Origin of the sequence: Streptomyces sp. NBC_00388 (assembly GCF_036061255.1) — a bacterium.
GTDB lineage: Bacteria > Actinomycetota > Actinomycetes > Streptomycetales > Streptomycetaceae > Streptomyces.
In genome coordinates this window covers 4271514-4291272 of record NZ_CP107948.1, presented here as the reverse complement: position 1 = coordinate 4291272, position 19759 = coordinate 4271514, and the positions used below count along the sequence as shown (strand labels likewise).

The 19759-nt window shown below is 72.0% G+C and carries 14 protein-coding genes and 1 tRNA gene; 8 read left to right on the top strand and 7 right to left on the bottom strand.

Annotation, left to right across the window (positions count from 1 at the left end):
• Nucleotides 1-85 precede the first annotated feature (85 nt).
• From OG917_RS19235 to OG917_RS19200, 8 genes are all read left to right on the top strand, one after another.
• Entirely contained in the window at nt 86-1291 is a 1206-nt protein-coding gene (locus tag OG917_RS19235; RefSeq protein WP_328318844.1) for a hypothetical protein, read from the top strand.
• Between the two features lie 10 nt (nt 1292-1301).
• Nucleotides 1302-2426, top strand: a complete 1125-nt coding sequence (locus OG917_RS19230; RefSeq protein WP_328318843.1) for a hypothetical protein — start codon at nt 1302-1304, stop codon at nt 2424-2426.
• 1 nt (nt 2427) lies between these two features.
• Entirely contained in the window at nt 2428-3174 is a 747-nt protein-coding gene (locus tag OG917_RS19225) for a hypothetical protein (RefSeq protein ID WP_328318842.1), read from the top strand.
• A 183-nt stretch (nt 3175-3357) separates the two neighbouring features.
• Nucleotides 3358-4806 carry a phage tail protein gene (locus OG917_RS19220; protein WP_328318841.1) on the top strand — a complete coding sequence of 483 codons (1449 nt, stop codon included), beginning with the start codon at nt 3358-3360 and terminating at the stop codon, nt 4804-4806.
• A gap of 105 nt (nt 4807-4911) precedes the next feature.
• Nucleotides 4912-5775, top strand: a complete 864-nt coding sequence (locus OG917_RS19215; RefSeq protein WP_328318840.1) for a peptidoglycan-binding protein — start codon at nt 4912-4914, stop codon at nt 5773-5775.
• A gap of 127 nt (nt 5776-5902) precedes the next feature.
• Nucleotides 5903-6247 carry a hypothetical protein gene (locus OG917_RS19210; RefSeq protein ID WP_443058984.1) on the top strand — a complete coding sequence of 115 codons (345 nt, stop codon included), beginning with the start codon at nt 5903-5905 and terminating at the stop codon, nt 6245-6247.
• Complete coding sequence (locus tag OG917_RS19205; protein WP_328318839.1) at nt 6234-6497, top strand: hypothetical protein; 264 nt, start codon at nt 6234-6236, stop codon at nt 6495-6497. The genes OG917_RS19210 and OG917_RS19205 overlap by 14 nt, the downstream gene beginning before the upstream one ends.
• A gap of 129 nt (nt 6498-6626) precedes the next feature.
• A complete protein-coding gene (locus tag OG917_RS19200; protein ID WP_328318838.1) occupies nt 6627-7514 on the top strand; it encodes a peptidoglycan-binding protein in 888 nt (295 codons plus the stop codon).
• 198 nt (nt 7515-7712) lie between these two features.
• Here the strand turns inward: OG917_RS19200 and OG917_RS19195 are convergent.
• The 7 genes from OG917_RS19195 to OG917_RS19165 all read right to left on the bottom strand — a co-directional run bounded on the left by OG917_RS19195 (nt 7713) and on the right by OG917_RS19165 (nt 19704).
• Nucleotides 7713-7786: transfer RNA gene (locus tag OG917_RS19195), tRNA-Thr, on the bottom strand.
• Between the two features lie 97 nt (nt 7787-7883).
• The gene (locus OG917_RS19190; protein WP_328318837.1) at nt 7884-9440 is read right to left on the bottom strand and encodes an alpha/beta hydrolase; all 1557 of its coding nucleotides are present in this window, start codon (nt 9438-9440) and stop codon (nt 7884-7886) included.
• 182 nt (nt 9441-9622) lie between these two features.
• A complete protein-coding gene (locus OG917_RS19185) occupies nt 9623-10834 on the bottom strand; it encodes a DNA polymerase III subunit delta' (protein ID WP_328318836.1) in 1212 nt (403 codons plus the stop codon).
• 311 nt (nt 10835-11145) lie between these two features.
• Complete coding sequence (tmk, locus tag OG917_RS19180) at nt 11146-14385, bottom strand: dTMP kinase (protein WP_328318835.1); 3240 nt, start codon at nt 14383-14385, stop codon at nt 11146-11148.
• Nucleotides 14386-14580: 195 nt separating this feature from the next.
• The gene (topA, locus tag OG917_RS19175; RefSeq protein ID WP_328318833.1) at nt 14581-17412 is read right to left on the bottom strand and encodes a type I DNA topoisomerase; all 2832 of its coding nucleotides are present in this window, start codon (nt 17410-17412) and stop codon (nt 14581-14583) included.
• A 412-nt stretch (nt 17413-17824) separates the two neighbouring features.
• A complete protein-coding gene (locus OG917_RS19170) occupies nt 17825-18022 on the bottom strand; it encodes a hypothetical protein (protein ID WP_328318832.1) in 198 nt (65 codons plus the stop codon).
• Nucleotides 18023-18192: 170 nt separating this feature from the next.
• Nucleotides 18193-19704 carry a class I SAM-dependent methyltransferase gene (locus OG917_RS19165; protein ID WP_328318831.1) on the bottom strand — a complete coding sequence of 504 codons (1512 nt, stop codon included), beginning with the start codon at nt 19702-19704 and terminating at the stop codon, nt 18193-18195.
• Nucleotides 19705-19759: the final 55 nt, after the last annotated feature.

Here is a 19759-nt window from a genome sequence, read left to right as displayed (position 1 = left end):
GTCCCGCCTCGCCCCGCCCCACTCGCCGCTCGCCGGTTCCCGTTCTTCTTCCGCCCCATCCCGCAGCCCCCTCCAGGAGGACCTCATGCCCGTGCGCAGCGCATGGCTCGTCAACCGCACCGACACCGAGTCCGGCCAGTCCCGCGCCGACACCAGGCTCGCCCCTACCGGCACCATGACCCCGACGAGCGGTCTCACCAGCCGCGGCGGCATCATCCCGGGATCGCCCGACGGCAAGTCCCTGATGTCCGCGTTCTACGTCTTCAGCTCGACCGCCGGGATGACCGCGACCGTCGCCCCGGGCCGGGCCGTCGTCCAGGGCAGCGCGGCGGCCGGCGCCTACCCGGTCGTCCTCACCGACTACACCACCGTGGTCTTCGCCGACGGTGACGCCAACAACCCGCGTACCGACCTGGTGGTGCTGCGGATCTACGACGCCCAGTACGACAACACCGGCCGCACCGAAGCCGTTCTGGAGATCATCCAGGGCACCCCGGCCGGTACACCGCAGGCCCCGGCCGCCCCCGACGCGGCCCTTCCTCTGGCGACGGTGCAGATCCCGGCGGGCGCCTCGGTCGGCACCGGCGGCGTCGCCTGGGCGAGCGCCGTGGCCAACCTGCGCACCAGCACCGTCGCCGTCGGCGGCATCCTGCCGCTCTACGGGAACACCACCGAGGCCGGCAGCTACCCGGGCCAGTACCGCGACATCAACAGCCAGTTCCAGCGCTGGGACGGCTCGCAGTGGGCGGGCTACCCCAGCCAGATCGGCGGGATCGCCCCGACCGGGCAGCTCGCCGCCGGCGGTTACGTCGGCCAGTACCGCGACAACAACGGCCGCCTGGAGCGCTGGAGCGGCACGGCCTGGATGCTCGCGGTGCCGAGCCCGGCCTTCGCCTTCAACAACGACGGCGGTTACTGCAAGACCACCACCTGGTCCGAGGCGGTGACGGGGACCACCGGCCCGACGGTGACCACCACCTTCACCGCGCCCGTATCGGGGAAGGTCCTGGTCACCGTGGGCTTCCAGGGCCAGCCGTCCATCGAGGGCGGCTGGGGCCGGATGTCCGCGAACATCCGCAAGGACGGCGTCCTGGTCACCGGGATGGGAGCCGACGAGACCCGTTCGGCCATCGACACCGGCCGGGGCAGCCAGTCGGTGAGCACGGTCTTCCCGGTCACCGGGCTGGTGGCCGGCGCCCAGTACACGGCCGTCTCGGCGTACTCCTCCGGCGCCACCACCAACAACCACTGGTTCGACAACCGGTTCGTCCGCGTCGACCCGATGCTCTGAGGAGGGCGGCGTGACGAGTTCGCCCCGCACCGCGTACACCCCGCTCACCCCCGTCTACCGGGCGGTCTTCTGCGACCTGCGCACTGACCGCGTCCTGGACGTACTGCCCCTGACGGACACCAAGTTCGACGACTACATCGGCAAGGCGGGATCGCTGTCGGCGACGGTCCCGCTGCCGGACGCGGCGCTGGCCGGCCGGGCCCGCGCCGCGCTGGTGCCCGGCCGTACCGCGGTGTGGCTGGAGCGCGACGGCGACATCTGGTGGGGCGGTGTGCTGTGGACATGCACCCCGTCCTGCGACGAACGCGGGCGCGTACAGGTGGAGTTCCAGGCCGGCACCTTCGACTCGTACCTGGACCACCGCATTCTCGCGCGGGGGCTCTCCGCCACGGCGCTGGACCAGTTCGAGATCGCCCGGATGCTGGTGGAGCACGCCCAGGAGCAGCCGGGCGGTGACATCGGGATCCAGCTCGGGCACGAGATGTCCGGGGTGGCCCGGGACTGCGCGTTCGCCTACTCCTCGCTCACCCGGATCCGTGAACTGCTGGACCAGCAGGCCCAGCTGGCCGATGGCTTCGAGTGGCGGGTGCACTGCTACCGGGACGCCGAGGGCCGCCGCGCCAAGCGGCTGCAGCTCGGGCACCCGATCATCACCAGCAGCTCCTTCGACATCGTCCTGGACCACCCGGGCCAGGTCATCACGTACAGCCTGCCGGCCGACTCGACCGTGCAGGCCGATGTGTGGGTGGCGCGCGGCGACTCGCCCAACACGGACCAGTCGGAGGAGTCCCAGCCGCTCACCGTGTCCGTGGAGTCGCCCGGGGACCTGGCGGACGGCTGGCCGCGCCTGGAGTCCACATCCGACCACAGCGGTGTCACCGACGAAGCAACACTGCGCTCGCTCGCGGAGGCCGAACTGGCCCGCCAGCGCATGCCGGAGGTGATCCCGGAGATCACCGTGCGGCTGGACGGCCGGATCAGCCCGGCGCTGCTGGGCGCGGGTATCCGGGTGCGGCTGCGCGACCTGTGGCACCAGGAGCCGCAGGACGAGCGGTACCGGATCGTCGGCATCGCGGTGGAGCCGCCGCAGCGCACCAAGGCCGAGACGGCGACCCTCTATCTGGAAGGGGTCTGAGATGGCCACCATCCCCACCGATCTCCTGGACCGCATCCGGGAGATCGAGCGCCGTATCCGCGGGCTGATGGCGAGCGCGAACAGCAGTCCGCCGATGAACCAGGTCGGCGACGGCGACATCGTGGTCGGCGACCAGGGCCGTATCCGCGTCCGCACCTCGCTGGGTGAGGACCTGCTGCTGGCCGGGCGGGTGCAGCCGGACCGGGACAGCGCGACCCAGCAGTACCAGCAGGGGCTCGAACTGCGGCGCGACGACGGGTCGCTTGCGCTGTCCCTGGTCACGGCCGACCCGGCGAACTCCCCGGTGCAGGCGCTGCGGGTCCTCGACCACAAGGGCGACACGGTCCTGGCCACCGATTCGGTCGGGGGCGGCCTGGCCCGCCCCTACCTGCCGTTTCCCACCCCGGTGCCGGTGGGAACGGCCGGGTGGGAGTCCACCGCCGCCACCGACTGGACCACGCTCTACGCGGGCCCCGGCTTCGCGCAGCACCCCAGGGTGTACTGCGCGATCGCCGTCTCCGGCAGCGCGGGAGCGGCCGTCCGGCTGCTCGTCAACGGCGAGGCGGTGGGCGAGGAACAGACTCTCGCCGGGACCGCAGGACAGACCGTGGCGCTGACCGTGACCCTGGTGGAGGAGATCCCCGCCTCCTTCGGCGACGCGGTCTCCTTCGAGATCCAGGCGAAGGCCCCGGCCACCGGCGGCACCGTCGCGTGCCGGCCGAGCGGGCTGTACGGGGTCCAGTCGTAGCTCCGCCCGTCGGTCCGCCTCTTCCGGGCCGCCGCCCCTCCCCGTACGCCCCTGCGTCCCCTCTTTCCCGTAGCACCCGCTCTTTCCGTACGCCCCCCACTTCCCGTACGCCCGCTCTACCCGTACGCCCGCTCCCCCCGTGCGTCCCCTCTTCCCGTACGCCCCCGACCCACCGGAGTCTCCGTGCTGCCCGAATCCATTCCGACCGTCCGGCTCACCGCCCAGTACCTCTCTCTCGACGGCCACCCGCTGAGCGGAACCGTCGAGTTCCAGCCACCTGCCCTGCTCACCCACTCCGCGGCCGACCTGTTCGTCGGCGGACCGGCCACCGCCGGTCTGGACTCCGACGGCCGTATCGATGTGGTGCTGCCGGCCACCGACACCGAGGGCTGGAACCCGTTCGGCTGGACGTACACCGTCACCGAACGGCTCAACGGGGTCGGCAGGAACCGGACTTACCACATCGCCCTGTCGGCCACCGTTCCTGTGGTCGACCTCGCCGACATCGCCCCCGCCGACCCCGCCGGGGCCCAGTACGTCACCGTGCCGGGCCCCACAGGACCGCAGGGCGTGCCGGGCCCCGTGGGGCCGGCCGGCCCGGTCCGGTCGGTCAACGGCCACACCGAGGCGGCCGTCATCCTCACCGCCGGCGAGGTCGGCGCCCTGGCCACCACCGCAGCCGGGCAGGCAGGCGGGGTCGCCCAGCTCGACGCCAGCGGCAAGGTCCCGCCGGCCCAACTGCCTGACGCCACCGGCGAGGGCGTCACCTCGGTCAACGGCAGGACCGGCGCCGTCACTCTGGCCGCGACCGACGTGGGCGCCCTGACACAGGCCGCCGGAGATGCCCGGTACCTGGCGGTGGATGCCGCGCCCGTCCTCTCCGTCAACGGGCAGACCGGCGCGGTCGCCCTGACGGCAGCCGACCTGTCCGCGGTCTCCGCCGACCAGGCGGTCCTGCTCACCGGCGCCCAGACCATCGCGGGGGCCAAGACGTTCTCCACCGTCCCCGCGGTCGGCGCCGACCCGGCCAACGGCAACCAACTGGTGCGCCGCTCCTACGTGGATGCCGTGGCCTCGTCCGGGGCCTGGACGCCGGCCGCCGTGGGCTTCAAGTCCTGGGCGTTCGACCCGGCGGTGTCCTCCGTGACCAGCCCGCAGTACTGCATCAACGGCACCGTCTACCTGATCGGCGTACCGCTGACGACCGGCGCGACCCTCACCAATGTCGTGTTCTACGTGCCCGGTTACTCGGGCGGCACGCTCGCCGCCACCTCCTACGCGGGTCTCTACAACAGCGCCGGTGCCCGGGTCGGCGTCACCGGCACCCTCGACAAACTGATCACCGCGACCGGGGGTACCACCGTCGTCCTGAAACTGACGACTGCGTACACGGCCGTCGCGGGTAACTACTGGGTGGCGCTGCTGGTCAACGGGCCCGACCCGAAGACCAACGGCCCGGCCTTCATGGTGGGCGCGAGCGTCGGCAACTTCCCGGGCGGCAGCGCGCGGATGCCCGGCGCGTTCGTCCGGCACGCGCGGCTCGCCGCCACCGGACAGACCTCGCTGCCCGCCTCCTTCACCCCGTCCACCATCGTCGCGGACGCCAACGCCATCTGGGCCGCCGTCTCCTGACCGGGAGGCGCCCGCCCCGTACATCCCCCGCCGTGGGCCCGCGCCCCGCGAACTCGCGGGCCCGCGGCCCCCACCACCCGTTTCCCACCCCGAGGAGCTACCGCCATGGCCACTCCGCTCACCGCCGACACCCTGGTCGACGCCCTGACCGCCGAAGGCGTCCGGGTCGTCGAGTACGACGACTGGCGCAACCACAACCGGAACACGAAGGGCGACTGGGGCCCCGTCAACGGCGTCGTCATCCACCACACCGTCACCTCCGGCACGGACAGCTCCGTCGCCTACTGCTACGACGGTGACGCCGACCTGCCCGGCCCGCTCTGCCACGGGGTCATCGCCAAGGACGGCACGGTCCACCTGGTCGGCAACGGCCGGGCCAACCACGCCGGGCGTGGCGACGGCGACGTGCTGACCGCCGTCATCAACGAGACCGCCCTGCCGGTCCCGAACGACGAGGACACCGACGGCAACACCCACTTCTACGGCTTCGAGTGCGTCAACCTCGGTGACGGCTCCGACCCGTGGCCCGAGGCACAGCTGGAGGGCATCGCCCGGGTGGCCGCCGCGATCTGCCGTACGCACGGCTGGCACGCCGCTTCGGTCATCGGCCACCTGGAGTGGACCAGCAGGAAGATCGACCCGAAGGGCTTCAGCATGGCGTCGCTGCGCACGCGGGTGGCCGCCCTGCTTGCGGGTGCGCCGGGCGCGAGCGCCGCGCACTACCAGCCGTTCCCGGGCGCCGCCTTCTTCACGTCCGCGCCCCGCTCCACGATCGTGGCCGCGATGGGCGGCCGACTGGTCGCCGAGGGCTGCTCCGCCTATACCGAAGGCCCGGGCCAGCAGTGGAGCGAGGCGGACCGCGCGTCGTACGCCAAGTGGCAGCGCAAGCTCGGCTACACCGGCACCGACGCCGACGGCTGGCCTGGCACCACCTCGTGGAACGCCCTGAAGGTCCCGTACACCGCCTGACCCCTGCCGGGCCGGGCTCTCTCCCCGTACTGCCGGACGCCCCGTCCTCTCCCGCTGCCCCGTCCGGGCACCCGGCGGGGCGGGGCCGGCCCCGCCCGGCCGCACCATCGCGCGAAAGGCACCTCGCATGACCCCAACCACCATCCGTGCCCTGCGCACGGTCGTCCAGACCGCCGCGGGGCTCGCCATCGCCCTGCCCGCCCTCGTCGACAGCGGCACCCTGCCCCGCTCGCTGCCCTGGGTGGGCGCGGCCCTCGCCGTGTCGGGCCTGCTGTCCCGCGCGATGGCCGTCCCCGCCGTCCAGTCCCTGCTGCCGGCCTGGCTGACCGCGTCCGACGCCGACGTCCGCGAGCCGGCGGCTCCGGTGCACGAAGCCCCGGGCGCGGTACTGCCTCCGGACTTGGGACTGCCGTCGGACTCGGCGGAGACCACCACCTCGGCGCCCGCCCCGGCCGCTCATGTCGCTGACTGACGCGAACGACCCGGTCGCCATCGCCCGCGAACTGGAGCGGCTCAGGGGGACCATGGAGGCGGGCTTCGCCCGCGCCGACGGTTCCCTGGCGCTGCTGGTGCAGCGCAGCGACCAGACCGACCGGCAACTCGCCGACCACGAAAGCCGTCTCGACGCCCTGGAACGCGCCCGCTGGCCACTGACCAGCATCGGCGCCTTCACCGGCGTGGCGGTCGCCACCCTCACGCTGTGGGAGGTCCTGGCCCGCTGACCGACCGCCGCCGCGGACCGCCGTCCTCCCCCGGGACGACGGCGGTCCCCCGCGCGCCTGCCCCTCTCCTCCTCTGCTCCTCTGCTCCTCTGCCCGCGAGCTTCCCTGTTGCCTCTCTGGAGGAATCCGATGGCCACCCCTCTCTCCGCCGACGCTCTCGTCGCGGCTCTCAAGAAGGAAGGCGTCACCGTCGTCGAACACGCCGGCTGGCGCACCCACAACCGCAATGCGAAGGGCGCCTGGGGCCCGGTGAACGGCGTGATGATCCACCACACCGTCACCTCGGGCACCGCTGCCACCGTCTCCCTCTGCTACAACGGCCGCTCCGATCTGCCGGGCCCCCTCTGCCACGGGGTCATCGCCAAGGACGGCACCGTGCACCTGGTCGGCAACGGCCGCGCCAACCACGCCGGGCTTGGCGACGCCGACGTACTGGCCGCCACCGTCGCCGAGAGGAGCACGCTGCCGTCGCCCCGCAGGCAGAGCACCGACGGCAACACCCACTTCTACGGCTTCGAGTGCGAGAACCTCGGCGACGGCCGGGACCCCTGGCCCGAGGCACAGCTCACCGCCATCACGAAGGCGTCGGCCGCGATCTGCCGGGCCCACGGCTGGAGCGCCGCCTCCGTCATCGGGCACAAGGAGTGGACCAGCACCAAGATCGACCCGGTCGGCTTCACCATGGCCTCCCTGCGCACCCGGATCACTTCCCGTCTGGCGTCCGGGGCATCCGCCGGGTCGCCGTCCCCGGGCTCCCCGGGCGCCGCCCACCAGCCGTTCCCGGGCGCGGACTGGTTCAGGAAGAAGCCGAAGTCGGCCATCGTCACCGCGATGGGCAAGCGCCTGGCCGCCGAGGGCTGCTCCGCCTACAGCTCCGGCCCGGGGCCCCAGTGGACCGACGCGGACCGTGCGTCGTATGCGAAGTGGCAACGCAAGCTCGGCTACACCGGCACCGACGCCGACGGCTGGCCTGGCACCACCTCATGGAACGCCCTGAAGGTCCCCGCCTCCCGCTGAGGGTCCGGGGCGGGCCCGGCCGGGGGGTCACGACGCGTCACGCAGCCGGGCCGCCCAAGAGGACAGCGGCCCGGTCTCCCGGTACGGCCCCGCGCCGTCAGAGGGGAGGCCGCCGCGTCGAGGCGGGTACGGGCGGCGGGACGTTCCGGGGCATGAAAAAACCCCAGGTCACGGCGAGTGAGTCCTGGGGTAATTCCGGGCCGCCTTCGGGATTCGAACCCGAGACCTACGCATTACGAGTGCGTTGCTCTGGCCAGCTGAGCTAAGGCGGCACGCTGTCCGGACCATGGTGCGGTCAGCAGCGACGCCAAGTCTACACAGTTTCCCGGGGTGCTCAGGACACCCCCTGCCCGAGCCCGTCTGCGCAGGTCAGGAGCACTTCTTACCGTTCTTCGGCGGTGTGCCGTCCAGAAGGTACTTGTTGATCGCCGTGTCGATGCAGTCGCTGCCGCGCCCGTACGCGGTATGGCCGTCGCCGTCATAGGTGAGCAGCGTGCCGGAGGAGAGCTGGGAGGCCAGGGACTTCGCCCACTTGTACGGGGTCGCCGGGTCCCGGGTCGTGCCGACCACCACGATCGGGCCCGCGCCCTTCGCCGTGATGCGGTGGGCGGTGCCGGTGGCGTGGAGCGGCCAGTACGAGCAGTTCAGGGCCGCCCAGGCGAAGCCGCGGCCGAAGACCGGGGACGCCTTCTCGAAGGACGGCAGCGCCTTGGTGACGGCTGCGGGGCTCTTGAAGGCCGGGGGCAGGTCCAGGCAGTTCACCGCCGCGTTGGCGAACATCAGGTTCGCGTACTTCCCCTTGCTGTCACGCTCGTAGTACGAGTCGGACAGCGCGAGCAGGCCCGCACCGTCACCGGCCATCGCGTGGGTGAGCGCGGTGCGCAGCTGGGGCCAGGACCCCTCGTCGTACATGGCCGAGATCACGCCGGTCGTGGCGAGCGACTCGGTCAGCTTCCGGCTCTGTCCGGTCGGGACCGGCTTGGCGTCCAGACGGGAGAAGAAGGCCTCCAGCCGGTGCGAGGCGTCGGCGGTGGAGGTGGTGCCGAGCGGGCAGTCCTTGTGCTTGACGCAGTCGGCGGCGAACGACTTGAAGGCCGTCTCGAAGCCCGCGGTCTGGTCGCGGTTCATCTGCAGCGACGTCAGCGACGGGTCCATCGCCCCGTCCAGCACGAGGCGGCCCACCCGGCTGGGGAAGAGCCCCGCGTAGGTCGCACCGAGGAAGGTCCCGTAGGAGGCGCCCACGTAGTTCAGCTTCTTGTCCCCGAGGATGCCGCGCAGGATGTCCATGTCACGGGCCGCGTCGGGCGTGGAGACATGCGGAAGGATCTTCGCCGAGTGCTTCTCGCAGCCCTGCGCGAAGCCCTTGAGCGACGAGGTGAGCTTATTGGTCTCGCCCGAGTTGTCCGGGGTCTGGTCGACCTCCGTGTAGGCGTCCATCTGCTTGCCCGTGAGACATTCCACCGGCTCACTGCGGGCCACCCCGCGCGGATCCACGGCCACCATGTCGTAGCGGGCGCGGACCGGCGCCGGGTAGCCGATGCCCGCGTACCCCTGGAGATAGTCGATGGCCGAGCCTCCGGGGCCGCCCGGGTTGACGAGCAGCGATCCGATGCGCTTGCCGGGGCCCGCCGCCTTCTTGCGGGAGACGGCCAGCTTGATGTCGCCGTCCTTGGGCTTCGTGTAGTCGAGCGGCGCCTTCATCGTGGAGCACTGGAATCCGGGCGCACCGCAGGAGCGCCACGTCAGTTTCTGGCCGTAGTACGCGGACAGATCCGCCGACGGCGCGGACTCCGGCGCCCCGCCGGACGCAGAGGCCCCGGCCGCCGCGGGCCCGGCGGACGAGCCACCCGATGAACATCCCGAAACGAGGAGGCCGGCCAGGGCGAGCGCAGTGACCGGGGTGGAGAGCAGACGCCTGAAGTCCATTCCCGGAGCGTAGTCCGGCCCCGGCGGAAGCCCCTCTTTTCCGGCCCGTACGAGTGAGCCGTCAACCCGCACCGCCCTTGCCGGGCCGCCTCAGCGCGTGCCGACCGTGACCGTTGCGCCCGGGGCGGCCCGTCCTGCCCGGGCCCGCCCCGCCGTGCGGAACCGTGCCCGCTTGCCGTTCGTCAGCCCGCGCGCAGCGACACCGTCATCGCCTCGACCGCGAGCAGCGGCGACACGTTCCTGTCCAGCGCCTGGCGGCAGGCGGTGATCGCCTCGATCCGGCGCAGCGTGCTCTCCGGGCTGGAACTCAGCGCGATCCGGTCCAGCGAGTCCCTGACGTCCTCATTGGCGATGGCCACCTTGGAGCCCAGCTGAAGTGCGAGCACGTCCCGGTAGAAGCCGGTGAGATCGGTCAGAGCCAGGTCGAGAGTGTCGCGCTGGGTGCGGGTCGACCGGCGCTTCTGCCGGTCGGCGAGCTCCTTCATCGCCCCTGCCGTGCCGCGGGGCATCCGCCCGCCGGCCGACGCGCCGAGCGCCGCCTTGAGGTCCTCGGTCTCCTTGGTGTCGGTCCCCTCCGCGACCTCCTTGGCGTCCTCGGTCGCCGCGTCGATCAGCTCCTGGGCGGACTTCAGACAGCCGCCGATCTCCTCGACACGCAGCGGCATCCTGAGCACGGCGGCGCGCCGGGCCCTGGCCCGTTCGTCGGTGGCGAGGCGGCGCGCCCTGCCGATGTGCCCCTGGGTCGCACGCGCCGCGTCCATGGCGGCCTGCGGCTCGATGCCGTCCCGGCGGACCAGGATGTCGGCCACCGCCTCCACGGGCGGTGTGCGGAGCGTCAGATGGCGGCAGCGGGAGCGGATGGTGGGCAGCACATCCTCCAGGGAGGGCGCGCAGAGCAGCCACACCGTACGGGGGGCGGGCTCCTCGACGGCCTTGAGCAGCACGTTCCCCGCGCCTTCGGTGAGGCGGTCCGCGTCCTCCATCACGATGACCTGCCAGCGGCCGACCGCCGGGGAGAGCTGGGCACGGCGGACCAGCTCGCGCGTCTCCTTGACACCGATGGAGAGCTGGTCCGTACGGACCACCTCGACATCCGCGTGCGTACCGACGAGGGCGGTGTGGCAGCCCTCGCAGAATCCGCAGCCCGGGATTCCGCCGAGCGCCCGGTCCGGGCTGACGCACTGGAGGGCCGCCGCGAAGGCGCGGGCCGCGGTGGACCTGCCGGAACCGGGCGGGCCGGTGAACAGCCAGGCGTGCGTCATCGTCGACTTCGACATGCCGTCGGTGGAGGCACGCTCGCTGGTGGCGGTGACGAGCGCGTCGGCGTCACGGGCGGCAGCCGCGAGCTGCGTCTGGACGCGGTCCTGCCCCACGAGGTCGTCCCATACGGGCATGCGGTCGCCCCCCTCTCCTGTTTGCCGGCTGCTTCTCGTACCGGCTGCGGCACCGGCTCGTCCGGGCCGGGCGTCCGCGCCGTGCCGTACTGCTCCGGTGTTGCGTGCTGAGTGCTCCGGTACTGCGTGCTGCGTGCTGTGCTCTGGTGTCCTGCTGCGCCGTGGTGGTCGTGCGGTCCGTGGTCCGTTCGGTCCCCATTGTGGCGCAGGGGTCCGACAGTACGGTCCGGGCCGGCGTTCGCACCCTCCGGCGCCGGCGAAAACGCGGCGGGCCCGGAGGACGTCACCGTCCTCCGGGCCCGCGGGGTGAGTCAGCTGCGGCCCTTGCCCCGGCCTCGGCCCCTGTCGTCGTGGTCCTCGTCCTCGTGGTCGGAGCCCAGCAGTTCGTCCGCCAGCGAAGGCAGGTCGTCCAGCGGGGTCTCCTCCGCCCAGTCCGAGCGGCGGCGCGGGCGGTCCGGATCGATCTGCGGCAGCTCGCGGGTGCGCTCGTTCGCGTTCTCCGGCGGTGTCTCCCGTGCCTGCCCCGGCTGCTCGTCCCGGAAGTACCCGGGCGGCACCCGGTCCGCCGGGGTGGCGTCCCTCGCCTCGGCCCCGGTCCGCAACCGGGCCTGCGGCAGGACCGTGGTCTCCTCCGAGTCCGCGGTGGAACCGGCGCTCCCGGCGCCGGACCCCGAGCGTGACCCCTCCGTGGCCTCCGAAGGCCGCGCGGCCCAGGAAGGTCCGGCGGACCGCCCCGTCCGCGAGTCGCCCGAGGACCTGGACCCACCGGGATGACCAGCCGTACCGGTGTCCCCGGGGACCTCCGCGACCTGCGGCATGACGGTCGTCTCTTCGGAATCGGACGCAGGAGGAGTGGACCGCACCTCGACCGGCTGGGTCACCTCGTTGGTGCCCACCAGACGTGTCTCCACCGTCGTCTCGTTGTCGGCAGAGGACCCGGCAGACTCCGCTGCCGCCGCCTTCGCCGCCTCGGCGGCCTCCGTCTCGGCCTGCCTGCGGGCCTCCTCGGCCCTGAGCAGTGCCTGCTCGGCCTTGCGCTGCTTCTCCTTGCGGCGCTCCTCGGCCTCCGCCCGGAGGCGCGCCTCTTCTTCCTTCTGCTTCCGGAGCCGTTCCTGCTCCTGCTCCCGCGCCTGCTCCTCGGCCTCGCGGCGGAGCCGCTCCTCCTCGGCGAGACGCCTGGCCTCCTCGGCCTGCCGGCGTGCCTCCTCGGCCTGGCGCTCTTCCTCACGGCGCCGAGCCTCGTCGAGCTCGCGGCGCTTGCGCTCCTCCTCCTCGGCCCGGAGCTTCGCGAGCTGCGCCTGGCGCTCGCGCTCCAGCCGCTCCTCCTCCGCCTTGCGGGCCGCTTCCTCCTCGGCCTTCCTGCGGGCCTCCTCCTCGGCGGCCTTCCGCGCCTCCTCCTGAGCCTTGATCTCGGCTTCGGAGAGCGGGAGCAGCTGGTCGAGACGGTGGCGTACGACCGTGGTGATCGCGTCCGGTTCCTGTGCCCCGTCCACCACCAGGTAGCGGCCGGGGTCCGCCGCGGCAAGCGTCAGGAACCCGGCCCGTACCCGCTGGTGGAACTCGGCGGGCTCGGACTCCAGCCGGTCGGGTGCCTCAGTGAAGCGTTCCCGCGCGGCTTCCGGGGAGACGTCGAGCAGGACCGTCAGATGCGGTACGAGGCCGCCGGTCGCCCAGCGGTTGATCCGGCCGATCTCCGTCGGGGCCAGTTCACGGCCCGCGCCCTGGTAAGCCACCGACGAGTCGATGTAGCGGTCGGAGATGACGATCGCGCCGCGCTCCAGGGCGGGCAGGACGACCGAGTCGATGTGTTCGGCGCGGTCCGCCGCGTAGAGCAGCGCCTCCGCACGGTTGGAGAGACCCGCCGACGCGACGTCCAGCAGGATCGAGCGCAGCCGCTTGCCGACGGGCGTCGCTCCCGGTTCGCGGGTGACGACGACCTCATGGCCCTTGGCGCGGATCCACTCCGCGAGCGCCTCGACCTGGGTGGACTTGCCGGCCCCGTCGCCCCCTTCGAAGGCGAGGAAGAAGCCGGTCGCCGCAGGGGCCTGTACGGGGTCGGCGCCGCCGCGCAGCGCGTCGCGCAGATCGTGGCGCAGCGGTACGCCCGTACGGTCGTCGGCCTTGACGAGGACGAGCGCCGCCACCGGCAGCAGCAGCGCGCCGACCAGCATCAGGGTGAAGGCCGCCCCGCCATGGGCGAAGACGAAGCTTCCGTTGCCGAGGTGGTGCGGCCCGATCAGGGCGGCGACGAGCGGCGCCACGATCGCGCCCAGCGCGACAGCGACCCGCACGACCGCCTGGAGGTGCCCGGTCATCCGGGGCCGCTTGCTGTCCTCGGTCTCCTGGTCGACCAGCGTGTGCGCGGTGTTCGCCGCGACACCGGCCGCCCAGCCGGCGACCGCGGCGATCAGTACGACGGTCGCGGTGTCCGGGACCAGGCCCATCACCAGCAGCGCCACACCGGTCAGGGTGATCGCGAGGGCGAGCAGCCTGCGGCGGGAGAGGCCAGGGAGGGTCTTGGGTGCGGTGCGGATACCGGCAGCCGTGCCCGCGGTCAGGACCAGGACGAGCAGCGCGAAGGCGACGGGGCCGCCGTCGAGGTCGATGGCGTCCAGTACGGAGACGGCCGCGGCGGACGCGATGGCTGCGGCGATCGCGGCGGACGCCAGGATCAGCAGCGGGATGCTGCCCGTACGGCCCTTGTCGGGGCCGTTGGCACCGGCCGGGCGCCGCAGGCCCTGCAGCGGCGAACGGGCGCGCGGTGTCTGGCCGTCGGGCAGTTCGAGGAAGTACAGCGTCGAAACGGACGCGGCGAAGAGCCCTGCCGCGGCATAGGAGCCCAGCGCCGCCTGGTGCAGTGAGAACCAGTCGATGCCGGATCCCAGCAGCTTGCTGATCAGCGTGGCGACCAGCAGGGCGAGGGCGGCTCCCGGAATGGCGAGGAAGGCCGTACGCAGCGAGAGCCTGCGCAGCGCGTCCAGGTGATCGGGCAGGCCCCGCACCGCGACGCTCTCGGGCGGCGGCTTCGGCAGCAGCGCGGGTGCGGTGCTCTCCTTGGCGACCGTCCAGAAACGTTCCGCGACGCCTGCCACGAAGACCGTGGCCAGGAGGGCGGCGGGCGCCTTGGCCGGTGTCCAGTTGACCCACAGCGGGGCGATGATCAGCAGCGCGACCCGCAGGCCGTCCGCACCGATCATGGTCCAGCGCCGGTCGAGTGGCCCGTTCGGTGCGGTCAGCGCGGCCACCGGGCCGAGCAGTACGGCACCGAAGAGCAAGGTGGCAAGGGCTCGCGCGCCGAATACGGCGGCTACGGCGAAGGCGGCACCTCGGTACCCGCCTCCGAAGGATTCTTGCGAGACCGCCGCCTGCAACGAAAGAAGCAACAGCACGAGAAGGGCGAGGGCATCGCCGATATTGCCGACGAGCTGGGCGCTCCACAACCGCCGGAGCGGGGGGATGCGCAACAGGGCTCGGACGGCGCGCTCGCGTGAGTCTGCGGCTAGTTCGTCGGAGGTGGGGCTCACGACCGTTGGCTGCTCGGCTCGCGTCATCCGACCAGCCTATCCGGAAGGTCCACATCCATGCCGGGCCCCCCGAACATTTGGACGGCAGGTACGCCGCGCCCGTTTCCGCACGTGCCGTACCTGCCGTTCGAATGCGCCGGGGCTCCCGGACTCCGGGTCACCGGGCACCGGTTCGCCCGCCTCACGCGGATCGCCGGCAGCACCGGGCCCCGGTGCCGGGTCCTACTCCTCGGTGGAGGCCTTGGCGCCCGTCTTCTGCGCCGCCTTCTTGGCCGGGGCCTTCTTCGCAGCCGAAGTGGTCTTCTTCGCCGCGGTCTTCTTCGCAGCCGTGGTGGTCTTCTTGGCGGCTGTCTTCTTCGCCGTCGCCTTCTTGGCCGGCGCCTTCTTGGCGGTCTTCTTCTTCGCCGGGCCCTTGGCGCGCTTCTCGGCGAGCAGTTCGTAGCCCCGCTCGGGCGTGATGTCCTCGACGCTGTCGTCGGTCCGCAGCGTCGCGTTCGTCTCGCCGTCCGTGACGTAGGCGCCGAACCGGCCGTCCTTCACGACGACGGGACGCTCACTGACCGGGTCCGTGCCCAGCTCCTTGAGCGGCGGCTTGGCGGCGGCGCGGCCCCGCTGCTTGGGCTGCGCGTAGATCGCCAGCGCCTCGTCGAGCGTGATGCCGAAGAGCTGGTCCTCGGTCTCCAGGGAGCGCGAGTCGGTGCCCTTCTTGAGGTACGGGCCGTACCGGCCGTTCTGCGCGGTGATCTCGACGCCCTCGGCATCAGTACCGACCACCCGGGGCAGGGACATCAGCTTGAGCGCGTCGGCCAGGGTGACGGTGTCCAGGGACATCGACTTGAAGAGCGAGGCGGTCCGCGGCTTCACCGCGTTCTTGCCGGTCTTCGGGGTGCCCTCGGGAAGGATCTCCGTGACGTACGGGCCGTACCGGCCGTCCTTCGCCACGATCTGGTGGCCCGACTCGGGGTCGGCCCCCAGCTCGAAGTCGCCGCTCGGCTTGGCGAGCAGCTCCTCGGCGTACTCGACGGTCAGCTCGTCGGGCGCCATGTCGTCGGGGACGTCCGCGCGCTGGTGGTTCTCGGAGTCCTTCTCGCCCCGCTCGATGTACGGCCCGTACCGGCCGACGCGCAGCACGATGCCCTCACCGACCGGGAAGGACGAGATCTCCCGGGCGTCGATGGCCCCCAGATCGGTGACGAGCTCCTTGAGCCCGCCGAGGTGATCGCCGTCGCCGTTCCCTGCGGCGGCCGCCGCGCCCGCGTCACCCTCGCCGAAGTAGAACCGCCTCAGCCACGGCACGGACTTGGCCTCGCCGCGTGCGATGCCGTCGAGGTCGTCCTCCATCCGTGCGGTGAAGTCGTAGTCGACGAGCCGTCCGAAGTGCTTCTCCAGCAGGTTGACCACGGCGAAGGAGAGGAAGGAGGGAACCAGCGCGGTGCCCTTCTTGAAGACGTAGCCGCGGTCGAGAATCGTGCCGATGATCGACGCGTAGGTCGAAGGACGGCCGATCTCGCGCTCTTCCAGCTCCTTGACCAGCGATGCCTCGGTGTAGCGGGCCGGCGGCTTGGTCGAGTGACCATCGACGGTCATCTCCTGGGCGGAGAGCGCGTCGCCCTCGGCGACCTGCGGCAGCCTGCGCTCGCGGTCGTCCAGCTCGGCGTTCGGGTCGTCGGCGCCCTCGACGTACGCCTTCATGAAGCCGTGGAAGGTGATCGTCTTGCCGGAGGCCGAGAACTCGGCGACCCGGCCGTCGGACGAGGTGCCGGCGATCTTGACGGTGACGGAATTACCGACCGCGTCCTTCATCTGGGAGGCGACGGTCCGCTTCCAGATCAGCTCGTACAGCCGGAACTGGTCGCCGGAGAGCCCGGTCTCGGCCGGTGTGCGGAAGCGGTCGCCCGAGGGACGGATCGCCTCGTGCGCCTCCTGCGCGTTCTTGACCTTCCCTGCGTACGTGCGCGGCTTGTCCGGCAGGTAGTCGCCGCCGTACAACTGCGTGACCTGGGCGCGGGCGGCGCCGATCGCGGTCTCCGAGAGAGTGGTGGAGTCCGTACGCATATAGGTGATGAAGCCGTTCTCGTACAGCTTCTGGGCCACCTGCATGGTCGACTTCGCACCGAATCCCAGCTTGCGACTGGCCTCCTGCTGGAGGGTCGTCGTACGGAACGGGGCGTACGGCGAGCGGCGGTACGGCTTGGACTCCACGGAGCGCACGGAGAAGGACGAGTCGACCAGCGCGGCGGCGAGCGCGCGGGCATTGACCTCGTCGAGGTGCAGGACATCGCTCTTGAGCTGTCCCGTGGAGTTGAAGTCGCGGCCCTGGGCCACCCGGCGGCCGTCCACCGAGTTCAGCCGGGCGACCAGGGTCGACGGGTCGGAGGCGTCACCCTGGCGGCCGGTGGAGAACGTACCGGTCAGGTCCCAGTACTCAGCGGAACGGAAGGCGATGCGTTCGCGTTCCCGTTCGACCACCAGCCGGGTGGCGACGGACTGCACGCGGCCGGCCGAGAGGCGCGGCATGACCTTCTTCCACAGGACCGGGGAGACCTCGTAGCCGTAGAGGCGGTCGAGGATCCGGCGGGTCTCCTGTGCGTCGACCATCCGCTTGTTGAGCTCGCGGGGGCTGGCGACAGCGGCCCTGATCGCTTCCTTGGTGATCTCGTGAAAGACCATCCGGTGGACCGGGACCTTGGGCTTCAGGACCTCCTGGAGGTGCCACGCGATGGCTTCGCCCTCGCGGTCCTCATCGGTGGCGAGGAAGAGCTCGTCGGACTCCGCGAGGAGCTCCTTCAGCTTCTTGACCTGCGCCTTCTTGTCCGCGTTGACGACATAGATGGGCTGGAAGTCGTTGTCGACATCCACCCCGAGGCGCCGCACCTCACCGGTGTACTTGTCCGGCACCTCGGCGGCGCCGTTCGGGAGGTCTCGGATGTGCCCGACGCTCGCCTCGACGACATAACCCGGGCCGAGGTAGCCCTTGATCGTCTTCGCCTTGGCGGGCGACTCGACAATGACGAGTCGGCGGCCGCCGTGTGCGGTCTCGCTGGTCGGGGACAACGTGGCTCTTCTCTCCGGTCGGCACTCGGTGGTCATGCTCGCTGCGGAGTGTGACGGTACATCCCGTCCCCGTGTCAAACGGCGAAAGCCCGCAACGGCCACTGGAACGGTAACCCGACTACCGGCATTTCTGCCGCCCGGATCGGGCCACTGCCCTCCGCCGGGCTCTCCCCGCGCCCCTCCGGCGCCGTCCGGGAGGTGCTCAGCCGCATCCCGGAGCGCCTGCGCCGGGAACAGCCGGGAGCCCGGTCGCGAACCCGTTCGGAAGAGAGGCCGGAGCCTTCGGCGCGGGAGCCTGCCGGACGCCTCCGGCCTGGGGCCGGCCGGGGATCACTGCCCGGGGACCGGACGGGTGCAGCTGCCCGCGGACCGTGTCAGGGGCGGATGGGCGGGGCTCGGAACCGGGTGGGGCTCAGAGGCGGCTGAAGCACCACACCCCCAGGGCGAGCGACACCACACCGAACGCCACCGCCAGGGTGACGGCGCGCGTGGGATCCACCCCCTCCGCCACCGGCGCACGGCGGAAGGTCCGCGCGCCGGTCCACAGCAGGAGCGCACCCCCGAACAGTGCGAAAACCGATCCGGCGAAGACCGCGGGCGCGCTCTCCATATCCGTACCATCCCGTCCCCGAGTTCCAGGACGGTGAGGCTGGCACCCCCGGACGACACCGGCGCGAACGACGGGTGAACGGCGGGCGCGGACGACGGGCGCGGACGACGGGTGAACGGTGGGGCGGACGAGACCGGGGCCCGGCTGCCCGCAGCGGAGCGGGCCGGGGGTCAGACGGCTGCGGGCGGGCCCACCGGGTCGAGGAAGCCTTCCTCGACGAGCAGCCTGATCGACTGCGGGGTGCGGTCCCTGAGCACCACCGGGTCCTCCCCCAGCAACTGCGCGATGGCGTCCAGGATCTGCCCGGCGGAGAGCGTCCCGTCGCACACGCCCGCGAAACCCGCACCCACCGTGTCGACCTTGGTGGCCCTGCGCATGCCGCGGTTCTGCCGGAGGATCACATGCTCGGGGTCCTCGGCGCCCGGCATGCCGACCTGCTCCTGAACCACCTCGGGAGCGAGCCTGAAGTGGCCGGCGAGCAGGGCGGCGTCGTCGTGGTCGCGCAGATACGCCCGGCGCTCGAAGTGCGCCCGCACGGTCTCGCCGAGCGGCTGCTCGACCGGGTGCGGCCACTCCTCCACGACGACCGACGGACGGTCGGATCCCGACTTGTACAGCGTGATCCAGCCGAAGCCGACGGCCTTGGTCCGCCGGGCATCGAACTCGTCGAGCCACGCTTCGTACCGCTCGGCGTAGGTGTCCGGGTCCGTACGGTGGTCGCCGCTGTCGCGCAGCCACAACTCCGCGTACTGCGTGATGTCCTGCACCTCACGCTGCACGATCCACGCGTCGCAGCCGCGCGGGACCCAGGAGCGCAGCCGGTCCTGCCACTCCTCACCCTCCACGTGCTGCCAGTTGGCCAGGAACTGCGCGTATCCGCCGGCGTTCAGCCGTGCGCCCGCCTCCGAGACGAGCGAACGGCAGAGGTCGTCCCCGCCCATCCCGCCGTCCCGGTAGGTCAGCCTCGCGCCGGGCGAGATGACGAACGGCGGGTTGGAGACGATCAGGTCGTACGTCTCCCCCGCCACCGGCGCGAAGAGCGAGCCCTCGCGGAGATCAGCGGCGGGAGCCCCGGAGAGCGCGAGGGTGAGCCGGGTGAAGGCGAGGGCCCTCGGGTTGAGGTCGGTGGCCGTCACGCCCGTCGCGTGCTGCGCGGCGTGCAGGGCCTGGATACCGGAGCCGGTCCCGAGGTCCAGAGCCCGTCCGACTGGCGTACGAACGGTGATCCCCGCGAGCGTCGTGGACGCCCCGCCGACCCCCAGCACCACACCTTCGTCGTGGCTGCCGATGCCACCGGCACCGCCCACGCCGCACCCCGGATCCGAGACGATGAACCAGTCCTGTCCCTCGGGGCCTCCGTACGGCCTGACGTCAACCGTCGCCCGCACGCCGTCGTCCGCACGCACCACCCAGCCGCCTTCGGCACACTCCTCCAGCGGCAGCACGGCCGCCGCCTCCGCGGCGGGGACGTGCTGCTGGAGCAGGAAGAGCCGCACCAGCGTCTCCAGCGGTGACCGGCCGCGCGTGGCGCGCAGAGCCGGCACCGTCTCACCGCGGGCCAGGGCGGCGTACGCCGGGGCACCGAGCAGGTCGAGCAGGCCGTCCGCTGTGAAGGCGGCGGCGAGCAGGGCCTCACGGATCAGGGGCGAGTGGTCGGGCGCGGGAAGACTGGTCGTACTCACCCGTCCATTGTGGCTGCTCCCACCGACAACGCCCGCACCGAGCACCGCGAACAGC